Genomic DNA, 20628 nt, shown 5'->3' with positions numbered 1-20628 from the left:
CGCTTATGTTAGGGTTATCGTGCTCCAGCCCATGAGGTTTTTGCGATGGTCATGCCGCTCTACGACGACGCGCCCCTGCGCCATCTCAAGCGGCCGATCGTTAATCACGCGCTCATCGTCCTCAATATTCTGGTTTTCGTGGTCGTCTACAGCGAGTTCTTCGGCGATCCCTTAACCATCATGCGCGGTTTCGCCATCATCCCGCGCGTGCTGTTCGGCGAGGCCGATCTTGCCGATTGGATCGTCGGCCCGCCGGCGCCGGCGACGCTCGTCACCTCGCTGTTCTTCCACTCGTCGCTGCTGCATATCGCGAGCAACATGCTCTTCCTCTATGTCTTCGGCGACAATGTCGAAGACGCCATGGGCTCGCTGCATTATCTGCTGTTTTATCTCTGCTGCGGCGTGGTGGCGGGCGCCTTCTATGTCTATGCGACGCCCCAGTCCATCGTGCCGCTCGTCGGCGCCTCGGGCGCCATATCGGGCGTGTGCGCAGCCTTTCTGCTGCTCTATCCGCGCACTACGGTCACCGGCTTTTTCCCGCCGCTCACATTCGTGATGTTTCCCTTCTGGCTCATCACGCTTGCGGAGAAATCCCGCTCGCCGCTGCGGCCGCTTTTCGGATTGAAGCCGCCGCTGTTCTCCTTCCACGCTTCGGGCTTCATTTTCATTGGAGCCTGGATTCTGCTCCAGCTTTTGAACGCGAGCTGGGGCGGCGGCGAAAGCCATGTCGCCTGGATGGCGCATGTCGGCGGCATCGCGGCGGGGCTCGTGCTGACGCCATTTTTCAAGCGGCGCAGCCATAGACTTTTCGATCGGGGATTGCCTCGCCCGAGCACGACGTCGTCTGCGCCTCAGGCCCTGCCGCCAGAAGAAACCCCTTCCGAAAACTGAGGGGGCTTGAAAAAGAGGCTTGACCTCCCCGTTTGACTTGCGCGCGCGCCCCCGTTACCAGACCGCCACAGTTTTTAGCGGGACGCGCCGCGTCCGCTCTTCATCTCCAGAGGTCGCGCGATGAAAATTCTCGTGCCCGTCAAACGGGTCGTCGACTACAATGTTAAAATCCGGGTCAAGCCAGACGGTTCAGGCGTCGATCTCGCCAATGTGAAAATGTCGATGAACCCCTTCGACGAAATCGCCGTCGAAGAGGCGCTGCGCCTGAAGGAAGCCGGCAAGGCGACGGAAGTCGTCGTCGTCTCCATCGGTCCGGCCAAGGCGGACGAGACGCTGCGCACCGGCCTCGCCATGGGCGCCGACCGCGGCATTCTGGTCAAGACCGACGAGACGGTCGAGCCGCTCGCCGTCGCCAAGATCCTCGCCAAGATTGCGGCCGAGGAGCAGCCGGGCCTGATCATCCTCGGCAAGCAGGCGATCGACGACGATAGCAACCAGACGGGCCAGATGCTCGCCGCTCTGCTCGGCTGGGGCCAGGGCACTTTCGCCTCCAAGGTCGATCTGACCGACGGCTCGGTCGACGTGACGCGCGAAATCGACGGCGGCCTGCAGACGGTGAGCCTGAAGCTTCCGGCGGTCGTCACCACCGACCTGCGCCTCAACGAGCCGCGCTACGCCTCGCTCCCCAACATCATCAAGGCGAAGAAGAAGGAGGTCGCCGTGAAGGCGCCGTCCGACTATGGCGTCGACATTGCGCCGCGCCTCGAGGTGCTGAAGACCGCCGCGCCCGCGACGCGCGCCGCCGGCATCAAGGTCGGCTCGGTCGCCGAACTCGTCTCCAAGCTGAAAGAAGCGGGAGTTCTCTGATATGGCCATTCTGCTTCTTGCTGAAACCGCCAATGGCGCGCTTGCGCCCGCGACCGCCAAGGCGCTCACCGCCGCGAAAGAGATCGGCGGCCCGATTCACATCCTCGTCGTCGGCCCGGGCCTGCAAGGCGCCGCCAACCAAGCCGCCAAGCTCGCCGGCGTCGAGAAAGTGCTTTATGCGGAAGACGCCGCGCTCGACCATGTGCTCGCCGAGCCGGTCGCGGCCCTCATCCTGTCGCTGGCGCCGAGCTATGACGTGATCATCGCGCCCTCGACCAGCGCGACCAAGAACGTCCTGCCGCGCGTCGCGGCGCTGCTCGACGTCGCCCAGGTTTCGGACATCATCAAGGTCGTCTCGCCCGACACTTTCGAGCGCCCGATCTACGCCGGCAACGCCGTGCAGACGGTCCGCGCCAAGGACGTCAAGAAGGTCATCACCGTCCGCACGACGGCCTTCGCCGCCGCGCCCGAGGGCGGCTCGGCCCCGGTCGAGACCATCGGCGGCGGCGCCAATCCGGGCGTTTCCTCCTTCAAGAGCGAGGAACTGGCCAAGTCCGAGCGTCCCGAGCTGACCTCGGCCCGCATCATCATCTCCGGCGGGCGCGCGCTCGGCTCCGCGGAGAATTTCCAGAAGGTGCTGGACCCGGTCGCGACCAAGCTCAACGCGGCGATCGGCGCCTCGCGCGCCGCGGTCGACGCCGGCTATGCGCCGAACGATTTGCAGGTCGGCCAGACCGGCAAGGCCGTCGCGCCCGAGCTCTATGTCGCCGTCGGCATTTCCGGCGCGATCCAGCATCTCGCCGGCATGAAGGACTCGAAGATCATCGTCGCCATCAACAAGGACGAAGAGGCGCCGATCTTCCAGGTCGCGGACTATGGCCTCGTCGCCGATCTCTTCCAGGCGATTCCCGAGCTCGACGCGGAACTCGCCAAGCTCGGCAAGTAAGAATAACGCTCCCCGCCCCTTGTGGCGGCGGGGAGCGAGATCCTGACATTTTGAAGCTTGCCGGTTTTCTTTCGATCCATTCGCGCGTTATATTGCACTGCAATGTTGGCCGCATTTGCATCGCAGCCGTCCCGCCCTATGACGGCGGTCCTCTCGGAATGGTGTTCGAACTATGAGCTTCGAAATTCGCAAAGTCGGCGTCATCGGCGCGGGGCAAATGGGCAAAGGCATCGCGCATGTCTGCGCGCTTGCGGGATTGGACGTCGCGCTCAACGACATCACGCCGGAACGCGTCGAGGCCGGGATCAAGGATGTCGGCGTGCAGATGACGAAGTCTGTCGAACGCGGCTTCCTCACCGCCGAGGCCGTCGACAGGGCGCTGCCGCATGTCTCGGCCGCGCCGACGCTGCAAGATTTCGGCGACTGCGACATCGTGATCGAGGCCGCGACCGAGAATGAAGAGGTCAAGCGCAAGATTCTCTCCGACGTCGCGACGGTCGTGAAGCCGGACGGCATCATCGCGTCCAACACTTCGTCGATTTCCATCACGCGCCTTGCGTCCATCACCGGCCGGCCGGAACGCTTCATCGGCATTCACTTCATGAATCCGGTGCCGCGCATGCAGCTTGTCGAGCTGATCCGTGGCATTGCGACCGACGACGTGACCTTCGAAGCGGCGAAAGGCTTCTGCGCCAAGCTCGGCAAGACGGTGACGGTCGCCGAGGATTTCCCGGCCTTCATCGTCAATCGTATTCTGCTGCCGATGATCAACGAGGCCATCTACACGCTCTATGAGGGCGTCGGCTCAGTCGAAGCGATCGACACAGCCATGCGCCTTGGCGCCAATCATCCCATGGGCCCGCTGCAGCTCGCCGATTTCATCGGCCTGGATACCTGCCTTTCGGTGATGCAGGTGCTCCACGAAGGCCTCGCCGACACCAAATATCGCCCCTGCCCGCTGCTCGTGAAATATGTCGAGGCGGGCTGGCTCGGCAAAAAGACGCAGCGCGGTTTCTACGATTATCGCAGCGGCACGCCGACGCCGACGCGCTGACGTCTCACCGCCCTCCGAAGAGGCGCCTCCCTGCCTTGTTCCGCATGGGGAGACGTGTTAGGCGGGCCCCACTTTCCGCCATCCGGCGGCACGGCTGGAGATTCTCGAATGACCGATACGAATGGAAACGGCGGCGGCGCGCAGGGCGGCGCTCCGGCTCTCAATGCGCTTGTGCAATATCTGAAGGACTTTTCCTTCGAAAACCCCAACGCCCCGAATTCGCTCGGACCGCAAGAGCAGGCGCCGAATATTTCCATTCAGGTCAATGTCAACGCCAAGCAGTTGGCCACAGCCGACTTCGAGGTGACGCTCACCCTCGACGCCAAGGCCGGCGAGGGCGCGGGCCTGCTGTTCAAGCTCGACCTCGAATATGGCGGCGTCTTCCGCCTCATCAACATTCCGCAGGAGCAGATTCATCCCATCGTGATGATCGAATGCCCGCGCCTGCTGTTTCCCTTCGTCCGCCAGATCGTAGCTGACGCCACGCGCGACGGCGGCTTCCCGCCGCTCTACGTCGACCCGATCGATTTCGTCGCGCTTTATCAGCAGAAGGCCGCCGAAGCCGCCGCTCAGCCGCCGGTCGCGAACGCCTGAGGTTGTTCCAATTCACACCGTTTACGGTTGAGCAGCTCGCATTCGAATTTGTCATTCCCGGCGGGCTGAAAGCCCGACCGGGAATCCAGAGCCGCAAGAGCGCCAGTTCTATTCTGGATTCCCGATCGCTCGCTTTGCGAGCGTCTGGTGACGCTGAACCCATCAAGCGGGATGAAACGATTCACGCGGCGGAGGGCGATTGCTCTCCGCCTTTTTGTTTTTTGGGCAGATATTTTTCCCAGATCGCCGATTTGAGCCCGCCGACGAAAGCGAGATGCGCTTCTTCCTCTTGCGCCGTCAGACGGCTCGGCAGGGGCTCGGGACGGGCGCGCAGCAGGTCGCCGGTCTGCGCGCGGCGCGTCCGGCCGACCGTCGCGAGCGAGAGCGCCGCCTGGCGTCCGCCGCGCAGCTCCGCATAGACTTCCGCCAACAGCCCGGCGTCAAGGAGCGCCCCATGCTTGTCGCGGCGTGACAGATCGACCCCGTAGCGCTGGCAAAGCGCGTCGAGCGAGGCCGGGCTTCCCGGATGCAGCCGGCGCGCCATGGCGAGCGTATCGACGATGCGCGCAGGCGCGAGCGGCGGCAGCTTCTGCAACGCGAATTCGGCGTTGATGAAGCGCACGTCGAATTCGGCGTTATGGGCGACCATCGGCGAGTCTTCGAGAAAATCGATGAACTCGCGCGTGATCTCGGCGAATTTTTTATGCTGGGCGAGGAACTCGCGCGAAAGCCCATGAACGCGGAACGCCTCCTCCGGCATGTCGCGCTCAGGATCGATATAGACGTGGAAAACGCGGCCGGTGGGAATGAGATTCAAAATCTCGACGGCGCCGATTTCGACGACGCGATCGCCTTTGGACGGATCGAGGCCGGTGGTTTCCGTATCGAAAACAATCTCGCGCATCAGACTTAATCTCTCATTCGACAAGGCGCCACAAAAGGCCGAACATCCAGCGGATGAGGGTGAACGCAAGCTTCAAAAACCAACCGACGAACTCCAAGCCATCGAGAAGATCGGCGAGAAGGTCGACCGCCTTTCGCCACCCGCTTTTGCAGGGCGGCCGCTCACCTTCTTCTTTCGAGCTCATCGAGGATGCCCTGCACTTCCCGCCGCGCCGCTTCGATCCCCTTCCCGGTATGCACGACAAAATCGGCGCGGGCGCGTTTTTCGGCGTCCGGAACCTGTTTAGCGAGAATGGCCGCGAATTTCTCTTCCGTCATGCCCGGCCGCGCCAGGACACGCGCCTTTTGCACATCTTCCGGCGCAGACACGACGACAATCGCGTCGACGCTCTTTTCCGCTCCGGTCTCGAAAAGGAGCGGCACGTCATAGACGACAATCGACGCGCCCTTTTTCTCCTGCTCGTTCAAAAAATCGTCCCGCGCCGCCCAGACCAGCGGATGGACGATCGCCTCGAGCCGCTTCAATGCTTCCGGGTCCGCAAGCACCTGCGCCGCGAGCCTCCCACGATCCACAACGCCATCGACGCTCACGCCCGGAAAGGCCGCCTCGATCGGCGCGACGGCGGGGCCGCGATAGAGGTCATGGACGATCTGGTCGGAATCGAGCACGGGGACGCCCGCCTCGCGGAACATTTGGGCGGTCGTGGATTTCCCCATGCCGATGGAGCCGGTCAGGCCGACGCGCAGCATCGCCCGGCTCACGCGGCGAGCGCGCCAAGACGGCGCAAGGCGTCGAGAAGCGGCAGGATCGGCATGCCCATGATGGTCCAATGATCGCCGCAGACCTCGGAGAAGAGATGCGCGCCGAGCCCTTCGACCTGATAGGCCCCGGCGCTCGCAAAGGCGGCCGCGCCCATCGCGTCGAGATAATCATCGATGAACGCCGCGCTCAGCTCCCGCATGGCGAGATCGGCGTGGACGACGGTCTCGAAGCAAACCGCGCCGTCCCGGCACAGAGCGATCGCCGAATGCAAACGGTGCCGGCGGCCGGACAGGAAACCCAACAGCTCCGCCGCTTTCTCCCTATTCTCCGGCTTGCCGAAAATCCGGCCCTCACAGCTCGCGACCTGATCCGCGCCAAGCACGAGGGGACCGCGCTCAGCCACTGACACGGCGGACGCCTTCGCTCGCGCCAGCGCCTGAGCGATCGCATCGGCGCCAACCGGGCCGAGCGCTGATTCGATCGCGCGTTCATCGAGATCGACGGGACGACAATCGAAGGGAATTCCCGCTTGGGCGAGCACCTGCCGCCGGCCCGCGCTTTTGGAGGCGAGAATCAGCGGCGCGGAGACGCGCCAGAAAGGAAAGGAAGCGACGTCGCTCACGGTAAGGGCTCGATCCACAGGCACGGCTGGAAGGAGGGAAAACGGGGACAATTATGCGGCCGCGAGGACCACCCTGTCGACTGCTGGGCATATCCGCCCCAATCCATCAACAGGGTTCTCCCTGTCGCTGGATTCGTCGTGAATCCGCGACTCATGACTCATAAACAGCCAATGCGCCTGTTTTCCACAAGGAAGGATAGACGTAAATAACTGTAAAAACGTGTTATACGCCCTATTCCCGCTGTCCGGCTCTGGCTGCCCCAACTTATCCAGTTTCAGCGGAGGCTGTGGGCAAAGTGTTAACGAAAATTAACCTCTGCGGCGCATTGGTTAATAAAAAGTAAATCATCCCTTTTTTAAAGGGTTTTTAATTTTATCGCGTTCGGGCTAGGTCTGGGTTCACCGGAGCCGAGCGAAGCGGGGAATGACCAATTGTCAGAGGAAAAACGCCTGATATCCGCCCTTCGCGGCAATGCGCATGAAATTCCGCCATTGTGGCTGATGCGTCAGGCGGGACGCTATCTGCCCGAATATCGCGAGCTGCGCGCCAAGGCGAAAAGCTTCCTCGACTTCTGCTACACGCCGGCCATGGCGGCCGAAGTGACGCTGCAGCCGATCCGCCGCTTCCATTTCGACGCGGCGATCCTGTTTTCCGATATTCTCGTGGTGCCGGACGCCATGGGCCAGACAGTTTCTTTTGAAAGCGGCGAGGGTCCGCGGCTCGATCCGATCGAGACGCCGGAGGGCGTGGCAAGGCTCGGCCCCTTCGAGATCGGGAAGCTTACTCCGGTTTTCGAGACCATCGACCGTGTGAAATCCGAGCTTCCCGCTGACGTCGCCTTCATCGGCTTTTGCGGCGCGCCCTGGACGGTCGCAAGCTATATGATCGCCGGCAAGGGCACGCCGGATCAGGCGCCGGCGCGGCTTTTCGCCTTTCGCCACCCTGAGGCCTTCCAGCAGCTCATCGACCGGCTTGTCGACGCTTCCGTCGATTATCTGCTCGCTCAGATCGCGGCCGGGGTCGAAGCGGTTCAGATCTTCGACTCCTGGGCGGGCGTTCTGCCCGCCAATGAATTCGAAGCCTGGTGCGCGCGGCCGATCGCGCGCATGGTCGCAAGGCTGAAGGAGAAGAGCCCGCAGACGCCGGTCATCGCTTTCGTGCGCGGCGCCGATGCGCAGCTACCTGCGCTCACCAGAAAGCTCCATGCCGATGGCTATGGGCTCGATACGGCGCTCGATCCGAAATGGGCCGTGGCCGAAACCGCCGCCAATGTCTGCCTCCAGGGCAATCTCGATCCGCTGGCGCTTTTGGCCGGCGGCGGGGCGCTTGATCGGGAGGTCGATTCGGTTCTCGACGCCTTCAAGGGCCGGCCGCATATTTTCAATCTCGGCCACGGGATTTTGCCGCAGACGCCAATCGAGAATGTCGAGAGGCTCGTGGCGCGGGTGCGGCGGGGCTGATTTCACCTGGGCTGGAGCGGGTTGATGTATCTTTGGGTCAAGGCCTTGCACGTCATCGCCATCATCGCCTGGATGGCCGGCCTGCTCTATCTGCCGCGGCTTTTCGTCTATCACGCCGATGCGGCGCCCGGTCGGCAGTCCGAGACCTTCAAGGTTATGGAGCGTAGGCTTTACCGCGTCATCATGACGCCGGCGATGGTCGTCGCTTGGCTGACGGGGCTGTTCATGGCCGTGGATAGCGGCGCGTTTCAGCATCCCTGGTTTCACGTGAAAGCAGCGCTCGTCGTCTTGCTGACGGCAATGCATATCCACGACGGCGTTTTATTGGGTCGGTTCGCGGGAGACGCAAACACCCATCCCGCTCGCTATTTCAGGATAATCAACGAGCTCCCGACGCTGCTCATGTTCGGGATCGTCGTCATGGTGATCGTAAAGCCGTTTTGAACGCTCTTGCGTCCGATTTGAAAAAGATTTATGTAGGTGACCTTACCTCTGGCAGATAGTCGTATCGACGACCGCCGATTCCCTCCGGCGCTCGGGAAAAGTCTTCCCGCATCTTGCCCGCTCTCCTGAACGCTTGTCTCCTTCGAAGGCCCACATGCGGGAAATCAAACTTTCGGATTTAAAAGCTAAATCCGCTGCCGAGCTTCTTGCTTTCGCTGAGGAGCATGAAGTTGAAAATGCTTCCCTGCTTCGCAAGCAGGAATTGCTTTTCGCGATCCTCAAACAATTTGCCAGCCGCGACGTCGAAATCGTCGGCGAGGGCGTTGTCGAGGTATTGCAGGACGGCTTCGGCTTCCTGCGGTCGCCCGACGCCAATTATCTGGCCGGTCCAGACGACATCTATGTGTCGCCGTCGCAGATTCGCAAATTCGGTCTGCGCACCGGCGATACCGTCGAGGGCATGATTCGTAGCCCCAAGGAAGGCGAACGTTACTTCGCGCTTCTCAAGGTCAATACGATCAATTTCGAGGATCCGGAGAAGGTGCGCCACAAGGTGCCCTTCGACAATCTGACGCCGCTCTATCCCGATGAGCGCCTGAAGCTCGAAATCGAGGATCCGACGAAGAAGGACCTCTCGGCGCGCGTCATCGATCTCGTGGCGCCGATCGGCAAAGGCCAGCGCGCCCTCGTCGTCGCGCCGCCGCGCACCGGTAAGACCGTGTTGCTGCAAAATATCGCGCAGTCGATCACGACCAACCATCCCGAGTGCTATCTGATCGTGCTGCTCATCGACGAGCGTCCCGAGGAAGTGACCGACATGCAGCGCTCCGTGCGCGGCGAAGTGGTCTCCTCGACCTTCGACGAACCGGCGGTGCGCCACGTGCAAGTCGCGGAAATGGTGATCGAGAAGGCCAAGCGTCTTGTCGAACATCGTCGCGATGTGGTGATTCTGCTCGACTCGATCACGCGCCTGGGCCGCGCCTATAATACGGTGGTGCCCTCCTCCGGCAAGGTTCTGACGGGCGGCGTCGACGCCAACGCCCTGCAGCGGCCGAAGCGCTTCTTCGGCGCGGCGCGCAACATCGAGGAAGGCGGCTCGCTGACGATCATTGCGACGGCGCTGATCGACACCGGCTCGCGCATGGACGAAGTCATCTTCGAAGAGTTCAAGGGCACCGGCAACAGCGAGATCATTCTCGATCGCAAGGTCTCCGACAAGCGCGTCTTCCCGGCGATCGACATCACGCGTTCCGGCACGCGCAAGGAGGATTTGCTGGTCGCCACGGACATCCTCAAGAAGATGTATGTCCTGCGCCGCATCCTCAATCCGATGGGCACGGTCGACGCCATCGAATTCCTGCTCGGCAAGCTACGCGAGACGAAGGGCAATCAGGCCTTCTTCGATTCGATGAACACGTAAAACGGAAATCGATCGAGTACCCAGGCGCGGTTGGCATATTGCTAATCGCGCCTTTTTCGTTACCACCTGAGGTTATAGATTCTGCTGCGTTGGAATAATTTGCGCTATGGCCAAGGCCGTGTTCACCACGAAAAGCTCGTCGGCCTATGACGACTTGCCTGAGATCAGGTACCATTTCCCAAAAATATATTTGAACCAAGTAAGTAAGGCTGTCGGAGACTGGGTAGTATATTACGAGCCTCGCCGTTTGACCACTGATCCCGCTAGCCGCGGCGGCGCGCAGGTCTATTTCGCTACAGCGCGCTTGGAACGCGTCATTCTGGATGATCTGAGGCCTGATCATTATTACGCTGAGGTCTCAAATTACCTTCCCTTTGTTCGGCCAGTAGCATTTCGGGAAGGTGGCAGTTTCTACGAAACTAGACTTCGAAAGTCAGACGGCTCGACAAACAAGGGCGCATTCGGGCGCGCTGTTCGGAACATAACAGACGCCGAATTCGACGCAATCTGGCAAGCGGGTTTTGGGCACGTAATCGGGCTTGAGGAGCGCATTCGCCCGTTACCGGATGTTCCGGAAGCGCCGATGCAGCCGATACTCGGCTTTGCGGAAGGCAGGACGGAATTTCAGCTCGCGGAGGAACCGTTCGAGCAGGACCGAAAGGTCATCGAACAACTCGTTTCGAGACCATTCCGCGACAGGGCGTTTTCTGCTGCGGTAAAGGACGCATATGGCGACACCTGCGCGATGTCGGGCATTAAAATCATCAATGGCAGTGGCCGGTCAGAAGTGCAGGCAGCTCATATCCGGCCGGTAGAGCAACGGGGACCAGACAGTGTTCGGAACGGCATCGCATTATCTGGTACGTTTCATTGGATGTTCGATAGAGGACTGATTTCAATTGATGATGACTACAGTTTGTTGTTGGCTCGAGAGAAGTTGCCGGATTCTATCGACAGACTGCTTGGCGGGAACACCCGATTACTGGTGCCGCAGAGGGGGGAGTTGCGCCCTCACCCACAGTTTATAGCTTGGCACAGACGCGAAATTTTCAAAGGCTAGCGTCATAAAAACACCGCGTGCCGCGTTTGAAGGGAGGGTAGAGTATGATTGTCACCAATGCTTGCATCTTCTCGGAGGCGCAGCAAAGTGGACGTGGGCGGCTCCTCAAGAGCCGCTTATAGATCGCCTATGGATACGATCTTCGCGCTTGGTACCGGCCCCGGTCGCGCCGCTATTGCGGTGATCCGTCTATCCGGTCAGGCCGTGCAGCAGCTTCTCACCGACGTCTCGGGCGGCGTTCCCGATCCGCGCGTCTCGCGTCTGGCGACGCTGCGAGACCCCGCCAATGGCGAGGAACTCGACAGAGGCCTGACGTTCTTTTTCCCCGCCCCCCACTCGGCAACGGGGGAAGATTACGCCGAGCTCCATCTCCATGGCGGCCGCGCTGTTGTCGACGGCGTGTTATCGGCCCTTTCCCGGCGGCCCGGTTTGCGTCTGGCTGAGCCGGGCGAATTTGCGCGGCGCGGTTTCGCCAATGGTAAGCTCGACCTCTCCCAGGCGGAGGCGCTTGCCGATCTCATCGACGCTCAGACGGAGGCGCAGCGGCGGCAAGCGCTGCGCATTGCCGGCGGCGCATTGCGACGCGAGGTCGAGCGTTGGCGCGGCTCGCTGATCGAGGCTCTGGCGCTTGTCGAGGCGGAACTGGATTTCAGCGACGAAAGCGACGTCGGGAGTTTCGACCAAGCGCGGCTACGCCAATTGCTGGAGCCCTTGCTTGTGGAGATGCACGCCGCGCTGAAAGCGGCCCCCGCCTCCGAGCGAATGCGCGAGGGCTTCCTCGTAATGATCCTCGGCGCGCCTAATGCCGGGAAATCGACGCTCCTCAACGCGCTGGCGCGTCGCGACCTCGCAATCGTGTCGCCCACCCCTGGCACGACGCGTGACATGATCGAGGCGCATCTCGACGTCGAGGGTTTGCCGGTAACCTTCGTCGATACGGCGGGATTGCGCGACGCGGCGGATCAAATTGAGCGGATCGGAGTCGACCGGGTGCTCGAAAGGATCGGAACGGCCGATCTCGTCCTCTGGCTTTCTCCGGACGCTCAGGAGCCGAGGCCGGAGATGGCGGGTCGCGTCGATGTGTTGAAGATTGCGACGAAGACGGATTTAGCGCCTGCCCCTTTTGGCTGGCTTGGGGTCTCAGCAAAAACGGGCGCGGGCGTGGACGCCCTCTTGAAGGAAGTGGGCGCGTTCGCAAAACAGCACCTGGGGGACGGGGCTTCTGCGCTGCTCATCCGCGAGCGTCACCGAACGGCCATTTCGGCGGCCGCGGCCAGCCTCGTCTCGGTTCTGACAAGCGAAAAAGACTTGGAATTCGTCGCGGAAGATTTACGTTCCGCCGGAAGAGCGCTTGGGCGTATCGTCGGCGCGGTGGATGTCGAAGACGTTCTCGAAGCCGTGTTCGGCCGCTTTTGCATCGGTAAGTAAATAGACTGTTTCACGTGAAACAGTGTGAGGGCTTCGGAGAAGAAGCTTGCAGGGGGATATGAAACATTTCGATGTCGTCGTGATCGGCGGCGGGCACGCCGGCTGCGAAGCAGCGGCCGCGGCAGCGCGGATGGGCGCGGAGACGGCGCTGATCACGCATTCCCGCGCGACGATCGGCGTGATGTCTTGCAATCCCGCGATCGGCGGGCTCGGCAAGGGCCAACTGGTCCGCGAGATCGATGCGCTCGACGGGCTCATGGGTCGCGTCGCCGATCTCGGTGGCATCCAATTTCGAATGCTCAATCGCTCCAAGGGCCCGGCCGTGCGTGGGCCCCGCGCTCAGGCGGATCGCAAGCTGTATCGAGCCGCTATGCTTGCAGCCATCGAAGCGGTCCCAAATTTGTCGATCATCGAAGCCTCCGTCGAGGACCTTCTGGTCGATGGGGATCAGGTTCGAGGCGTTTTGACGGGCGCAGGCGACGCGATTCACACAGACGCTGTCATCATCACCACCGGCACTTTTCTCGGCGGGATGATCCACATTGGAGATGAACGCACCCCCGCTGGCCGAATGGGCGATCCACCGGCTCTCGGTCTTTCGCACCGACTGCGATCGGCAGGCTTTGCGGTTGGTCGTCTCAAGACCGGCACCCCGGCCCGGCTCGACGGCAAGACGATCGTCTGGGAAAGTCTCGAAAAGCAATATGGCGACGAGACGCCTGAGCCTTTCTCGACGCTCACCCAGCGGATCGAAAATCCCCAGGTTGCCTGCGCGATTACGCGGACGACGGCTCGGTCGCATGAGATTATCCGCGCCGATCTCCATCGTTCTCCGCTCAAGACCGGCGCCATCTCTGGGCCGGGTCCGCGCTACTGCCCTTCTATCGAGGATAAGGTCACGCGCTTTGGCGATCGTGACGGGCATCAAATCTTCCTGGAGCCGGAAGGGCTGGACGACGACACTGTCTATCCGAACGGCATATCGACCTCTCTGCCGGTCGCGACCCAGCACGCCTTCATTCAGTCGATACCGGGCCTCGAAAAGGCCCGTATTCTCCGGCCGGGCTACGCCATCGAATATGACTATGTCGATCCGCGCGAGCTTCTGCCCAGCCTGGAAACAAAGCGCCTGAGGCGCCTTTTCCTGGCGGGCCAGATCAATGGCACGACCGGCTATGAGGAAGCCGCCGCCCAGGGCCTCGTCGCGGGGCTCAACGCCGCGCGCTTGGCGCAAGGAAAGAGCCCGGTGATCTTTGACCGCGCCGAGGCCTATCTCGGGGTCATGATCGACGATCTCGTCACGCGCGGGGTAACGGAACCCTATCGGATGTTCACCTCTCGAGCCGAATATCGGCTCTCTCTGCGGGCGGATAATGCGGACGAGCGGCTGACGCCAAAGGGCATCGATATCGGTTGTATCGGAGGCGAACGGCAAGCGGTTTACCGCGCACGGGCGGAGAAACTCACGCGCGCGCGTGCTTTGCTGGAAAGCGTCTCTCTGACCTCGGCGGCTGCGTTGAAACACGGACTTGCTGTCAATCAGGACGGCCAGCGCCGCAGCGGTTTTGCTCTCCTCGCTTTGCCTTCTGTCACGCTTGGGTCTTTGAGGGAGATTTGGCCTCAACTTGGCCAGATTGATCCAGCGACAGCCGAGCGGATCGAGACGGATGCGCGCTATGCGGTCTATCTCGACCGGCAACAGGCAGACATCGACGCTTTCAGAAGAGACGAGGAACTCGCCCTGCCGGATACGTTGGATTATCACGCCATTGCTGGTCTATCCGCTGAGCTGCGTGGGAAGCTCGCCTTCCTGAAGCCGCGGACGCTCGGCCAGGCGCAGCGGATCGACGGCATGACCCCCTCGGCTCTGACGCTTCTGGCAGCGCGGGCGCGTCGCGCGTGAGTGGAACCTCTCGCGCTGCGGCGCTCGAACTTGTCCCAGCCCTGCGGAAGATCGAAGGCGAACTTTCGGTCTATGAGCAATTGCTTCAACGCTGGCAGGCGAAGATTAATCTCGTCGCCCCCAACACGTTGGGCGATGTTTGGTTGCGCCACTTTGCGGACTCGGCGCAGGTCGCAGAATGTGCGCCTGAGGCGAGGATTTGGGCGGATATTGGCTCCGGCGCCGGGTTTCCGGGGTTGGTGACGGCCCTTTTACTCAAAGGAGTTGACGGCGCTTTAGTTAATTTGATCGAGAGCGATCAGCGCAAGGCGGCGTTCCTGCGGGCTGTTTCACGTGAAACAGGCGCGCCCGTCGAGATCCATGCCGAGCGGATCGAGAAAGCCTTGCCGCCCCTGGCAGGGAAAATCGAGGCCATCAGCGCTCGCGCTCTAGCCCCCCTCGCCCGGCTTGTGGAAATGACGCGCGAACCTTTGGAAAACGGCGCAAAAGCGGTGTTTTTGAAGGGCGAGGAATGGCGTGACGAATTGACCGCCGCTCAGCCTGTCGGTAATTTTACTTACGAGACTGTTCAGAGCCGCACGCATAAGCGCGCCAGATTGATCGTCGTCCATTCACCTTCAGAGGCAGATTTTGTCCGGAGAAAATAGCGGCCAGCGCGTGCTCGTCCTCGCCAATCAAAAGGGCGGCGTCGGCAAAACCACCACAGCGATCAATCTCGGCACGGCGCTCGCCGCCGTGGGCGAGGAAGTGCTGGTCATCGATCTCGATCCGCAGGGCAACGCCTCCACCGGCCTTGGCGTCGATCGTAAGAGCCGGAAGATTTCGACCTATGACGTCCTGCTTGGCGAGTCGAGCCTTGCCGACGCCATTGTCCAGACGGTCGTGCCGCGTCTGTCGATCGCGCCCTCGACCCTCGATCTGCTGGGCGTCGAATTGGAGATCGCCGGCGACAAGGACCGCGCCTTTCGGCTGAAGCGCGCGCTGGCCGAGCTCGCCGCAGCGGAGCATCATCTCGACGGCAAGCGATACGACTATATTCTCGTGGATTGCCCGCCGTCGCTCAATCTGCTGACCATCAATGCGCTGGCGAGCGCCGATGCGGTTGTCGTGCCCCTGCAATGCGAATTCTTCGCGCTCGAAGGTCTGTCGCAGCTACTCTCGACCGTCGAGCAGGTGACGCGGACGCTCAATCCCAAACTGTCAATCCATGGCGTCGTGCTGACCATGTACGATCCGCGCAATAATCTCGCGACCCAGGTCGCCGCCGATGTGCGCCGCTTCATGGGCGACAAGGTCTATGAGACGATGATCCCGCGCAATGTGCGCGTTTCCGAGGCGCCGTCTCATGGAAAGCCGGTGCTGCTCTATGATCTGAAATGCTCCGGCAGCCAGGCCTATCTCAAGCTCGCCTCCGAAGTGATCCAGCGCGAGAAGCGCCTGAGGGCGGCGTAGTTCCGGCAACAGATTTTACGACCATTAGGGAGCGTTTTCGATATGGCAGAAGAACCGCGCCGACGGCTTGGTCGCGGCCTGGCGGCGCTTTTGGGCGACGCCGGAGATGAGGCGCCCAGTGAGCGTCCGCGTGGACAGCGCAAGGTTCCGATCGAGTTTTTGCGCCCCAATCCGCGCAATCCGCGCACCATGTTTCGGGAGGAAGATCTCGCCGATCTGTCGAATTCTATCCGCGAAAAGGGCATTATCCAGCCGATCGTCGTGCGTGCGATTCCGGGGGTCGCCGACGCCTATGAGATCATCGCCGGCGAGCGGCGCTGGCGCGCCGCCCAAAACGCTGGTCTTGCGGATGTCCCGGTCGTCATTCACGAGGCCGACGACAAGGAAGCGCTCGAGCTCGCGATCATCGAAAATGTCCAGCGCGCCGACCTCAACGCCATAGAAGAAGCCAAGGGCTATGAGCGCCTGGGCGCCGAGTTCAGCTATTCCCAGAGCGACATTGCCAAGATTATCGGCAAGAGCCGCTCTCATGTCGCCAACACGATGCGGCTGCTGAACCTCCCGGAAGGCGCCAAAGCGCTGGTGCAGGACGGCAAGATTTCAGCCGGTCACGCCCGTGCGCTGCTGGCGGTCGAGAACCCGGAGGCGGTCGCGCGGCAGATCGTCGAACAGGGGCTGACCGTGCGCGATGTCGAGGCCATGAGCCAGGCTCAGACGAACGCCCAATCTCCGGCTAACGACTCCGATGGCAGTAAAAGGCCGCGCCCGGAAAAGGACGCCAATACCCGCGCCTTGGAAAAATCGCTCGGCGATTCGCTCGGCATGGCGGTGGACATCAAAAATCAGGGCGAGCGGGGCGAGATTCGTATCCGCTACCAATCGCTCGACCAGCTCGACGCGATTTGTCGGCTGTTGAATGGGTGATTTGAGCGGCTCGGCGAAGCCGCGGTGAACTGCGTTATTCCCAGCGGGCTGAAAAATTCGGTTCGAGCAGCGCTGCCGTCATTGCGACGAGCGTAAGCGACGAAGCAATCCAGAGCCCCATCACTGCCCTGGATTGCTTCGCTCCGCTCGCAATGACGGCCGAGATCCTTTAGCGAAAACGCGTAATACGAGATCCGCTTGATTGGTTCGGTGTCATTCGACGCTCGCGCAGCGAGCGATCGGGAATCCAGAGCCAAACCAGCGCTTTTGTGGCTCTGGATTCCCGATCGGGCCTTCGGCCCGTCGGGAATGACAAGCCCCAATCCGAGCTATTCAAACGGAAACGGTATAAGACCACGGCTAGCAACTTGGTCTACTCGCCAATAAAAAAACCGGCCGCTAGGGCCGGTTTTCTTTTAAGTTTGAGACGTTCGAATTAGAACGGCAGGAGCTTCGGAACGCCCCAATCGCCGCCGAAGCGGTAGGTCAGACCGGCGGAGACGACCAGCGGGTTGATCTTCACCGCAGCGTTGACCGGGACAAAGACCGGATTGAGCACCGCGCCAACCGGGCCCGGGATGAAGGCCACGATATTGGCGTGCGCGTTGGGCTCCACCATGATGTATTTCACATCGACGTTGACGCCCCAATGTTCGTTGAACATGTAGTCCGCGCCAGCCTGGCCGACGACGCCCCAGGACGGGGTGATGCTGGCCGAGTAGAAGCTCGCAGTGGCGCCGAAAGCGCCAAGCGTGGTGGCGGTCGAACCGGGGGCAAAATTGAGCGCCCAATTGTTGTTGCCGGCGCGGGTGCCCCAGAAGGTCGTGAAGTTCACGCCGACGCCCAGGTAGGGCTGGAAGGCGCCGAAGTTCGTGAAGTGATACTGCAGCATCACGGACGGCGGGAACGCCCAGGTGTGCGCCAGGCTGGAGCCGGCCAGAACGCCCGTGCCCTGGATATGATGCGGCGAAACGCAGCAGATGGCCTCGATCGCCCAGTTCTTCGTCAGGTAATAGGCGACGTCGAGCATCGGGATGACGGAGGTGGAGATGCTCGTGCTGGCGCCGGGCACCAAGCTGCCATAGCCGGCGCTCAGACCAGTGGCGACGCCGACGCTGCCGCCGGGAACGCCGAGGGCGGCGAGCGTGGGATGCACCGCGCCAGCGTCATAGATCTTGGCGGTGCCGTCGAGCGGGATCAGGCTGCCGACCTTGAGGCGGATCTGGAAGGGCTGATAGGTGTCGACGAACACCGGCGCCGGCGGCGGAGCCTTGATGCTCGGCAGATCGGCCGCGTGAGCAGAGACGGCGGCCGTCCCCAACGCAATGGCGGCGACAGCGCCGCGAACAATATTCCTCATCGGAACCCCCTCGAAATCGCTTCGGTGGACGGTCGACGCCGTCCGCGCCGAGTCGGCAAAGAAGTTGCTACGTTTTTGGTCTCCATAACTTGATAAACATCAATAAAAACGCTGTGGACTGTTCATTCTTTGGCATTGTGTCCGTAGCGCAACATTTTTGTGCTGTTGCCTTGCGGGACGCCCGGCGCTAATCGAGGTTTACGAAAAAACGCCTGAGACTCTCAGGCAATTCCGGCGCTTTCAGCGCCCCCGCGGCGCCCAAAAAAGCGCCGCCTTTGCGCAGGGCCTGCTCATTTGACCGCCAACGCCTCCCCCGCTGAACCCAAGGTCGACGCCGAACTCGCCGCCGCGCATGGGCTCAAAGCCGACGAATATGACCGCATCCTGAAGCTGATCGGCCGTGCGCCGAGCTTCACCGAGCTCGGCATTTTCTCGGCCATGTGGAACGAGCACTGCTCGTATAAATCCTCGCGCATCCATCTGCGCAAGCTGCCCACAAAGGCGCCCTGGGTCATCCGGGGCCCCGGCGAGAATGCGGGCGTCATCGACATCGGCGACGGCGACGCCTGCGTCTTCAAGATGGAGAGCCACAACCATCCGTCCTTCATCGAGCCCTATCAGGGCGCTGCGACGGGCGTGGGCGGCATTTTGCGCGACGTCTTCACCATGGGCGCGCGGCCGATCGCCTGTCTGAACCTGTTGCGCTTCGGCCGGCCGGCCCATCCCAAGACGCGGCATCTTGTCTCGGGGGTCGTTGCGGGCGTTGGCGGCTACGGCAACAGCTTCGGCGTGCCGACAGTTGGCGGCTCGACCGAGTTCGACGCGAGCTATGACGGGAACATCCTCGTCAACGCCATGGCGGTGGGCCTCGCGCGCGCGGATTCGATTTTCTATTCGGCTGCCGCGGGCGTCGGCAATCCGATCGTGTATCTCGGCTCCAAGACTGGCCGCGACGGCATTCACGGCGCGACCATGGCCTCGGCCGCCTTCGAGGCGGACGCCGAGGAGAAACGGCCCACGGTGCAGGTGGGCGACCCGTTCTCCGAGAAGTTGCTGCTCGAAGCCTGCCTCGAGCTCATGGCCTCGGGCGCGGTCATCGCCATTCAGGACATGGGCGCGGCGGGGCTCACCTCCTCGGCGGTTGAAATGGGCGCCAAGGGCAATCTCGGCATCGAGCTCGATCTCGACGCCGTGCCCTGCCGCGAAGAGGGCATGACGGCCTATGAGATGATGCTCTCGGAGAGCCAGGAGCGCATGCTCATGGTGCTGAAGCCGGAGCTCGAGCAGCAGGCCGAGGGCATTTTCCGCAAATGGGGGCTCGATTTCGCTATTGTCGGCAAGACCACCGACGATTTGCGTTTCGTCGTGAAGCACAAGGGCGAGGTGAAGGCCGATCTGCCGATCAAGGAACTCGGTGACGAGGCGCCGGTCTATGACCGGCCCTGGGTTTCCTCGCCAAAACAGCCCGTGATCGACCCGGCCGCCGTGACGCCGCCGCTCTCGAACCGCGACGCGCTCTTGAAGCTTCTGTCGACGCCCAATCTTTGCTCCAAGCGCTGGGTGTGGGAGCAATATGACCATCTCATTCTCGGCAACAGCGTGCGCCGTCCCGGCGGCGATGCAGCGGTGATTCGCGTCAAGGACGGGCCGAAGGGTCTGGCTGTGACGGCGGACGTCACGGCCCGCTACTGCGCCGCCGACCCGGTCGAGGGCGGCAAGCAGGCGGTGGCGGAGGCCTGGCGCAACATCACGGCGACCGGCGCAAAACCGCTGGCGCTGACCGACAATCTCAACTTCGGCAATCCCGAACGGCCTGAATATATGGGCCAGTTCGTCGGCTGCCTGCAGGGGATCGGCGAGGCGGCGGCGGCGCTCGACTTCCCGATCGTCTCCGGCAACGTCTCTCTCTACAACGAGACGCAGGGCGCGGGCATTCTGCCGACCCCGGCGATCGGCGGCGTCGGCGTGATCGCGGATGTCGCGACGTCCGCCTCCGCGGGCTTTGCGCGCGAGGGAGAGACGATCCTTCTCATCGGCGAAACCAAGGGCTGGCTTGGCCAGTCCGCCTATCTCGCGGAAGTTTGCGACCGCAAGGAAGGCGTGCCGCCGCCTGTCGATTTGACCGCCGAACGCAAGAACGGCGATTTCATTCGCGAGCTGATCCTCACCGGCAAGGTCTCCGCCGCGCATGACCTCTCCGACGGCGGTCTCGCGGTCGCCCTATCGGAAATGGCGCTTGCAGGCGGGATCGGCGCCGCAATTTCGGCGCTTCCCAAAGGCCCGGAAAACGCCGTTCTCTTCGGTGAGGATCAGGCGCGTTATCTCGTTACGGCGGGGGACGCCAACGTCGTTTCCGATGAAGCTGCGGCGCATGGCGTCAGCGTCTTCGCGCTCGGCGTCACCGGCGGCGATTCCTTGAAGCTGCCGGGCGAGGCGCCGATATTGCTCTCCGAACTGCGCAAAGCGCATGAAACGCCGCTTCCGGCCTTCATGGCCGGGGACGACAGTGTCTTTCCCGACAATTCATGACGCAAAG

The 20628-nt window shown here is 62.1% G+C and carries 20 protein-coding genes; 15 read left to right on the top strand and 5 right to left on the bottom strand.

Annotation, left to right across the window (positions count from 1 at the left end):
- Positions 1-45 precede the first annotated feature (45 nt).
- The 5 genes from QNA11_RS14185 to secB all read left to right on the top strand — a co-directional run bounded on the left by QNA11_RS14185 (position 46) and on the right by secB (position 4352).
- Complete coding sequence (locus QNA11_RS14185; protein ID WP_283483529.1) at positions 46-891, top strand: rhomboid family intramembrane serine protease; 846 nt, start codon at positions 46-48, stop codon at positions 889-891.
- 120 nt (positions 892-1011) lie between these two features.
- Positions 1012-1758, top strand: coding sequence for an electron transfer flavoprotein subunit beta/FixA family protein (locus QNA11_RS14180; protein ID WP_202070910.1), 747 nt, complete (start codon positions 1012-1014; stop codon positions 1756-1758).
- Position 1759: 1 nt separating this feature from the next.
- Positions 1760-2704 (top strand): electron transfer flavoprotein subunit alpha/FixB family protein, encoded by a 945-nt coding sequence (locus QNA11_RS14175; protein ID WP_283483528.1) that lies wholly within the window; start codon positions 1760-1762, stop codon positions 2702-2704.
- 172 nt (positions 2705-2876) lie between these two features.
- Positions 2877-3758, top strand: coding sequence for a 3-hydroxybutyryl-CoA dehydrogenase (locus QNA11_RS14170; RefSeq protein WP_281929835.1), 882 nt, complete (start codon positions 2877-2879; stop codon positions 3756-3758).
- Positions 3759-3866: 108 nt separating this feature from the next.
- The gene (secB, locus tag QNA11_RS14165; protein WP_283483527.1) at positions 3867-4352 is read left to right on the top strand and encodes a protein-export chaperone SecB; all 486 of its coding nucleotides are present in this window, start codon (positions 3867-3869) and stop codon (positions 4350-4352) included.
- Positions 4353-4533: 181 nt separating this feature from the next.
- Here the strand turns inward: secB and dnaQ are convergent, their stop codons facing one another.
- Genes dnaQ through QNA11_RS14145 form a run of 4 tightly spaced genes read right to left on the bottom strand, consistent with a single transcriptional unit; the run spans position 4534 to position 6640 of the window.
- Positions 4534-5256 (bottom strand): DNA polymerase III subunit epsilon, encoded by a 723-nt coding sequence (dnaQ, locus tag QNA11_RS14160; protein WP_283483526.1) that lies wholly within the window; start codon positions 5254-5256, stop codon positions 4534-4536.
- 13 nt (positions 5257-5269) lie between these two features.
- The gene (locus QNA11_RS14155; protein WP_283483525.1) at positions 5270-5440 is read right to left on the bottom strand and encodes a hypothetical protein; all 171 of its coding nucleotides are present in this window, start codon (positions 5438-5440) and stop codon (positions 5270-5272) included.
- Positions 5418-6005 carry a dephospho-CoA kinase gene (coaE, locus tag QNA11_RS14150; RefSeq protein ID WP_283483524.1) on the bottom strand — a complete coding sequence of 196 codons (588 nt, stop codon included), beginning with the start codon at positions 6003-6005 and terminating at the stop codon, positions 5418-5420. Before coaE ends, QNA11_RS14155 begins: the two co-directional genes overlap by 23 nt.
- 8 nt (positions 6006-6013) lie before the next feature.
- Positions 6014-6640 (bottom strand): Maf family protein, encoded by a 627-nt coding sequence (locus tag QNA11_RS14145; protein ID WP_283483523.1) that lies wholly within the window; start codon positions 6638-6640, stop codon positions 6014-6016.
- A 432-nt stretch (positions 6641-7072) separates the two neighbouring features.
- Here QNA11_RS14145 and hemE point away from each other — a divergent pair, with 432 nt between their 5' ends.
- From hemE to QNA11_RS14100, 9 genes are all read left to right on the top strand, one after another.
- The gene (gene hemE, locus QNA11_RS14140; RefSeq protein WP_283483522.1) at positions 7073-8101 is read left to right on the top strand and encodes a uroporphyrinogen decarboxylase; all 1029 of its coding nucleotides are present in this window, start codon (positions 7073-7075) and stop codon (positions 8099-8101) included.
- A 24-nt stretch (positions 8102-8125) separates the two neighbouring features.
- Positions 8126-8545, top strand: coding sequence for a protoporphyrinogen oxidase HemJ (gene hemJ / locus QNA11_RS14135; RefSeq protein ID WP_283483521.1), 420 nt, complete (start codon positions 8126-8128; stop codon positions 8543-8545).
- 154 nt (positions 8546-8699) lie between these two features.
- Positions 8700-9965: a transcription termination factor Rho gene (gene rho / locus QNA11_RS14130; RefSeq protein WP_202070901.1), complete on the top strand. Its 1266-nt coding sequence runs from the start codon at positions 8700-8702 to the stop codon at positions 9963-9965.
- Positions 9966-10071: 106 nt separating this feature from the next.
- Complete coding sequence (locus tag QNA11_RS14125) at positions 10072-11025, top strand: HNH endonuclease (RefSeq protein WP_283483520.1); 954 nt, start codon at positions 10072-10074, stop codon at positions 11023-11025.
- A gap of 129 nt (positions 11026-11154) precedes the next feature.
- The gene (gene mnmE, locus QNA11_RS14120) at positions 11155-12453 is read left to right on the top strand and encodes a tRNA uridine-5-carboxymethylaminomethyl(34) synthesis GTPase MnmE (RefSeq protein WP_283483519.1); all 1299 of its coding nucleotides are present in this window, start codon (positions 11155-11157) and stop codon (positions 12451-12453) included.
- Between the two features lie 58 nt (positions 12454-12511).
- On the top strand, positions 12512-14356 hold the full coding sequence (mnmG, locus tag QNA11_RS14115) for a tRNA uridine-5-carboxymethylaminomethyl(34) synthesis enzyme MnmG (RefSeq protein ID WP_283483518.1): 1845 nt from the start codon (positions 12512-12514) through the stop codon (positions 14354-14356).
- Complete coding sequence (gene rsmG, locus QNA11_RS14110) at positions 14353-15003, top strand: 16S rRNA (guanine(527)-N(7))-methyltransferase RsmG (RefSeq protein WP_283483517.1); 651 nt, start codon at positions 14353-14355, stop codon at positions 15001-15003. The genes mnmG and rsmG overlap by 4 nt, the downstream gene beginning before the upstream one ends.
- Entirely contained in the window at positions 14987-15808 is an 822-nt protein-coding gene (locus tag QNA11_RS14105) for a ParA family protein (RefSeq protein WP_281929849.1), read from the top strand. The genes rsmG and QNA11_RS14105 overlap by 17 nt, the downstream gene beginning before the upstream one ends.
- Before the next feature lie 42 nt (positions 15809-15850).
- Entirely contained in the window at positions 15851-16732 is an 882-nt protein-coding gene (locus QNA11_RS14100; protein WP_283483516.1) for a ParB/RepB/Spo0J family partition protein, read from the top strand.
- A gap of 436 nt (positions 16733-17168) precedes the next feature.
- Here the strand turns inward: QNA11_RS14100 and QNA11_RS14095 are convergent, their stop codons facing one another.
- Complete coding sequence (locus tag QNA11_RS14095; RefSeq protein WP_283483515.1) at positions 17169-18092, bottom strand: OmpW/AlkL family protein; 924 nt, start codon at positions 18090-18092, stop codon at positions 17169-17171.
- A gap of 294 nt (positions 18093-18386) precedes the next feature.
- On the opposite strand from QNA11_RS14095, the gene purL reads away from it, so the two are divergent.
- Complete coding sequence (gene purL / locus QNA11_RS14090) at positions 18387-20621, top strand: phosphoribosylformylglycinamidine synthase subunit PurL (RefSeq protein WP_283483514.1); 2235 nt, start codon at positions 18387-18389, stop codon at positions 20619-20621.
- Positions 20622-20628: the final 7 nt, after the last annotated feature.

The sequence above is a fragment of the Methylocystis sp. JR02 genome, from assembly GCF_030063565.1.
Lineage (GTDB): Bacteria > Pseudomonadota > Alphaproteobacteria > Rhizobiales > Beijerinckiaceae > Methylocystis > Methylocystis iwaonis.
This window is presented reverse-complemented; position numbering and strand designations above follow the sequence as displayed.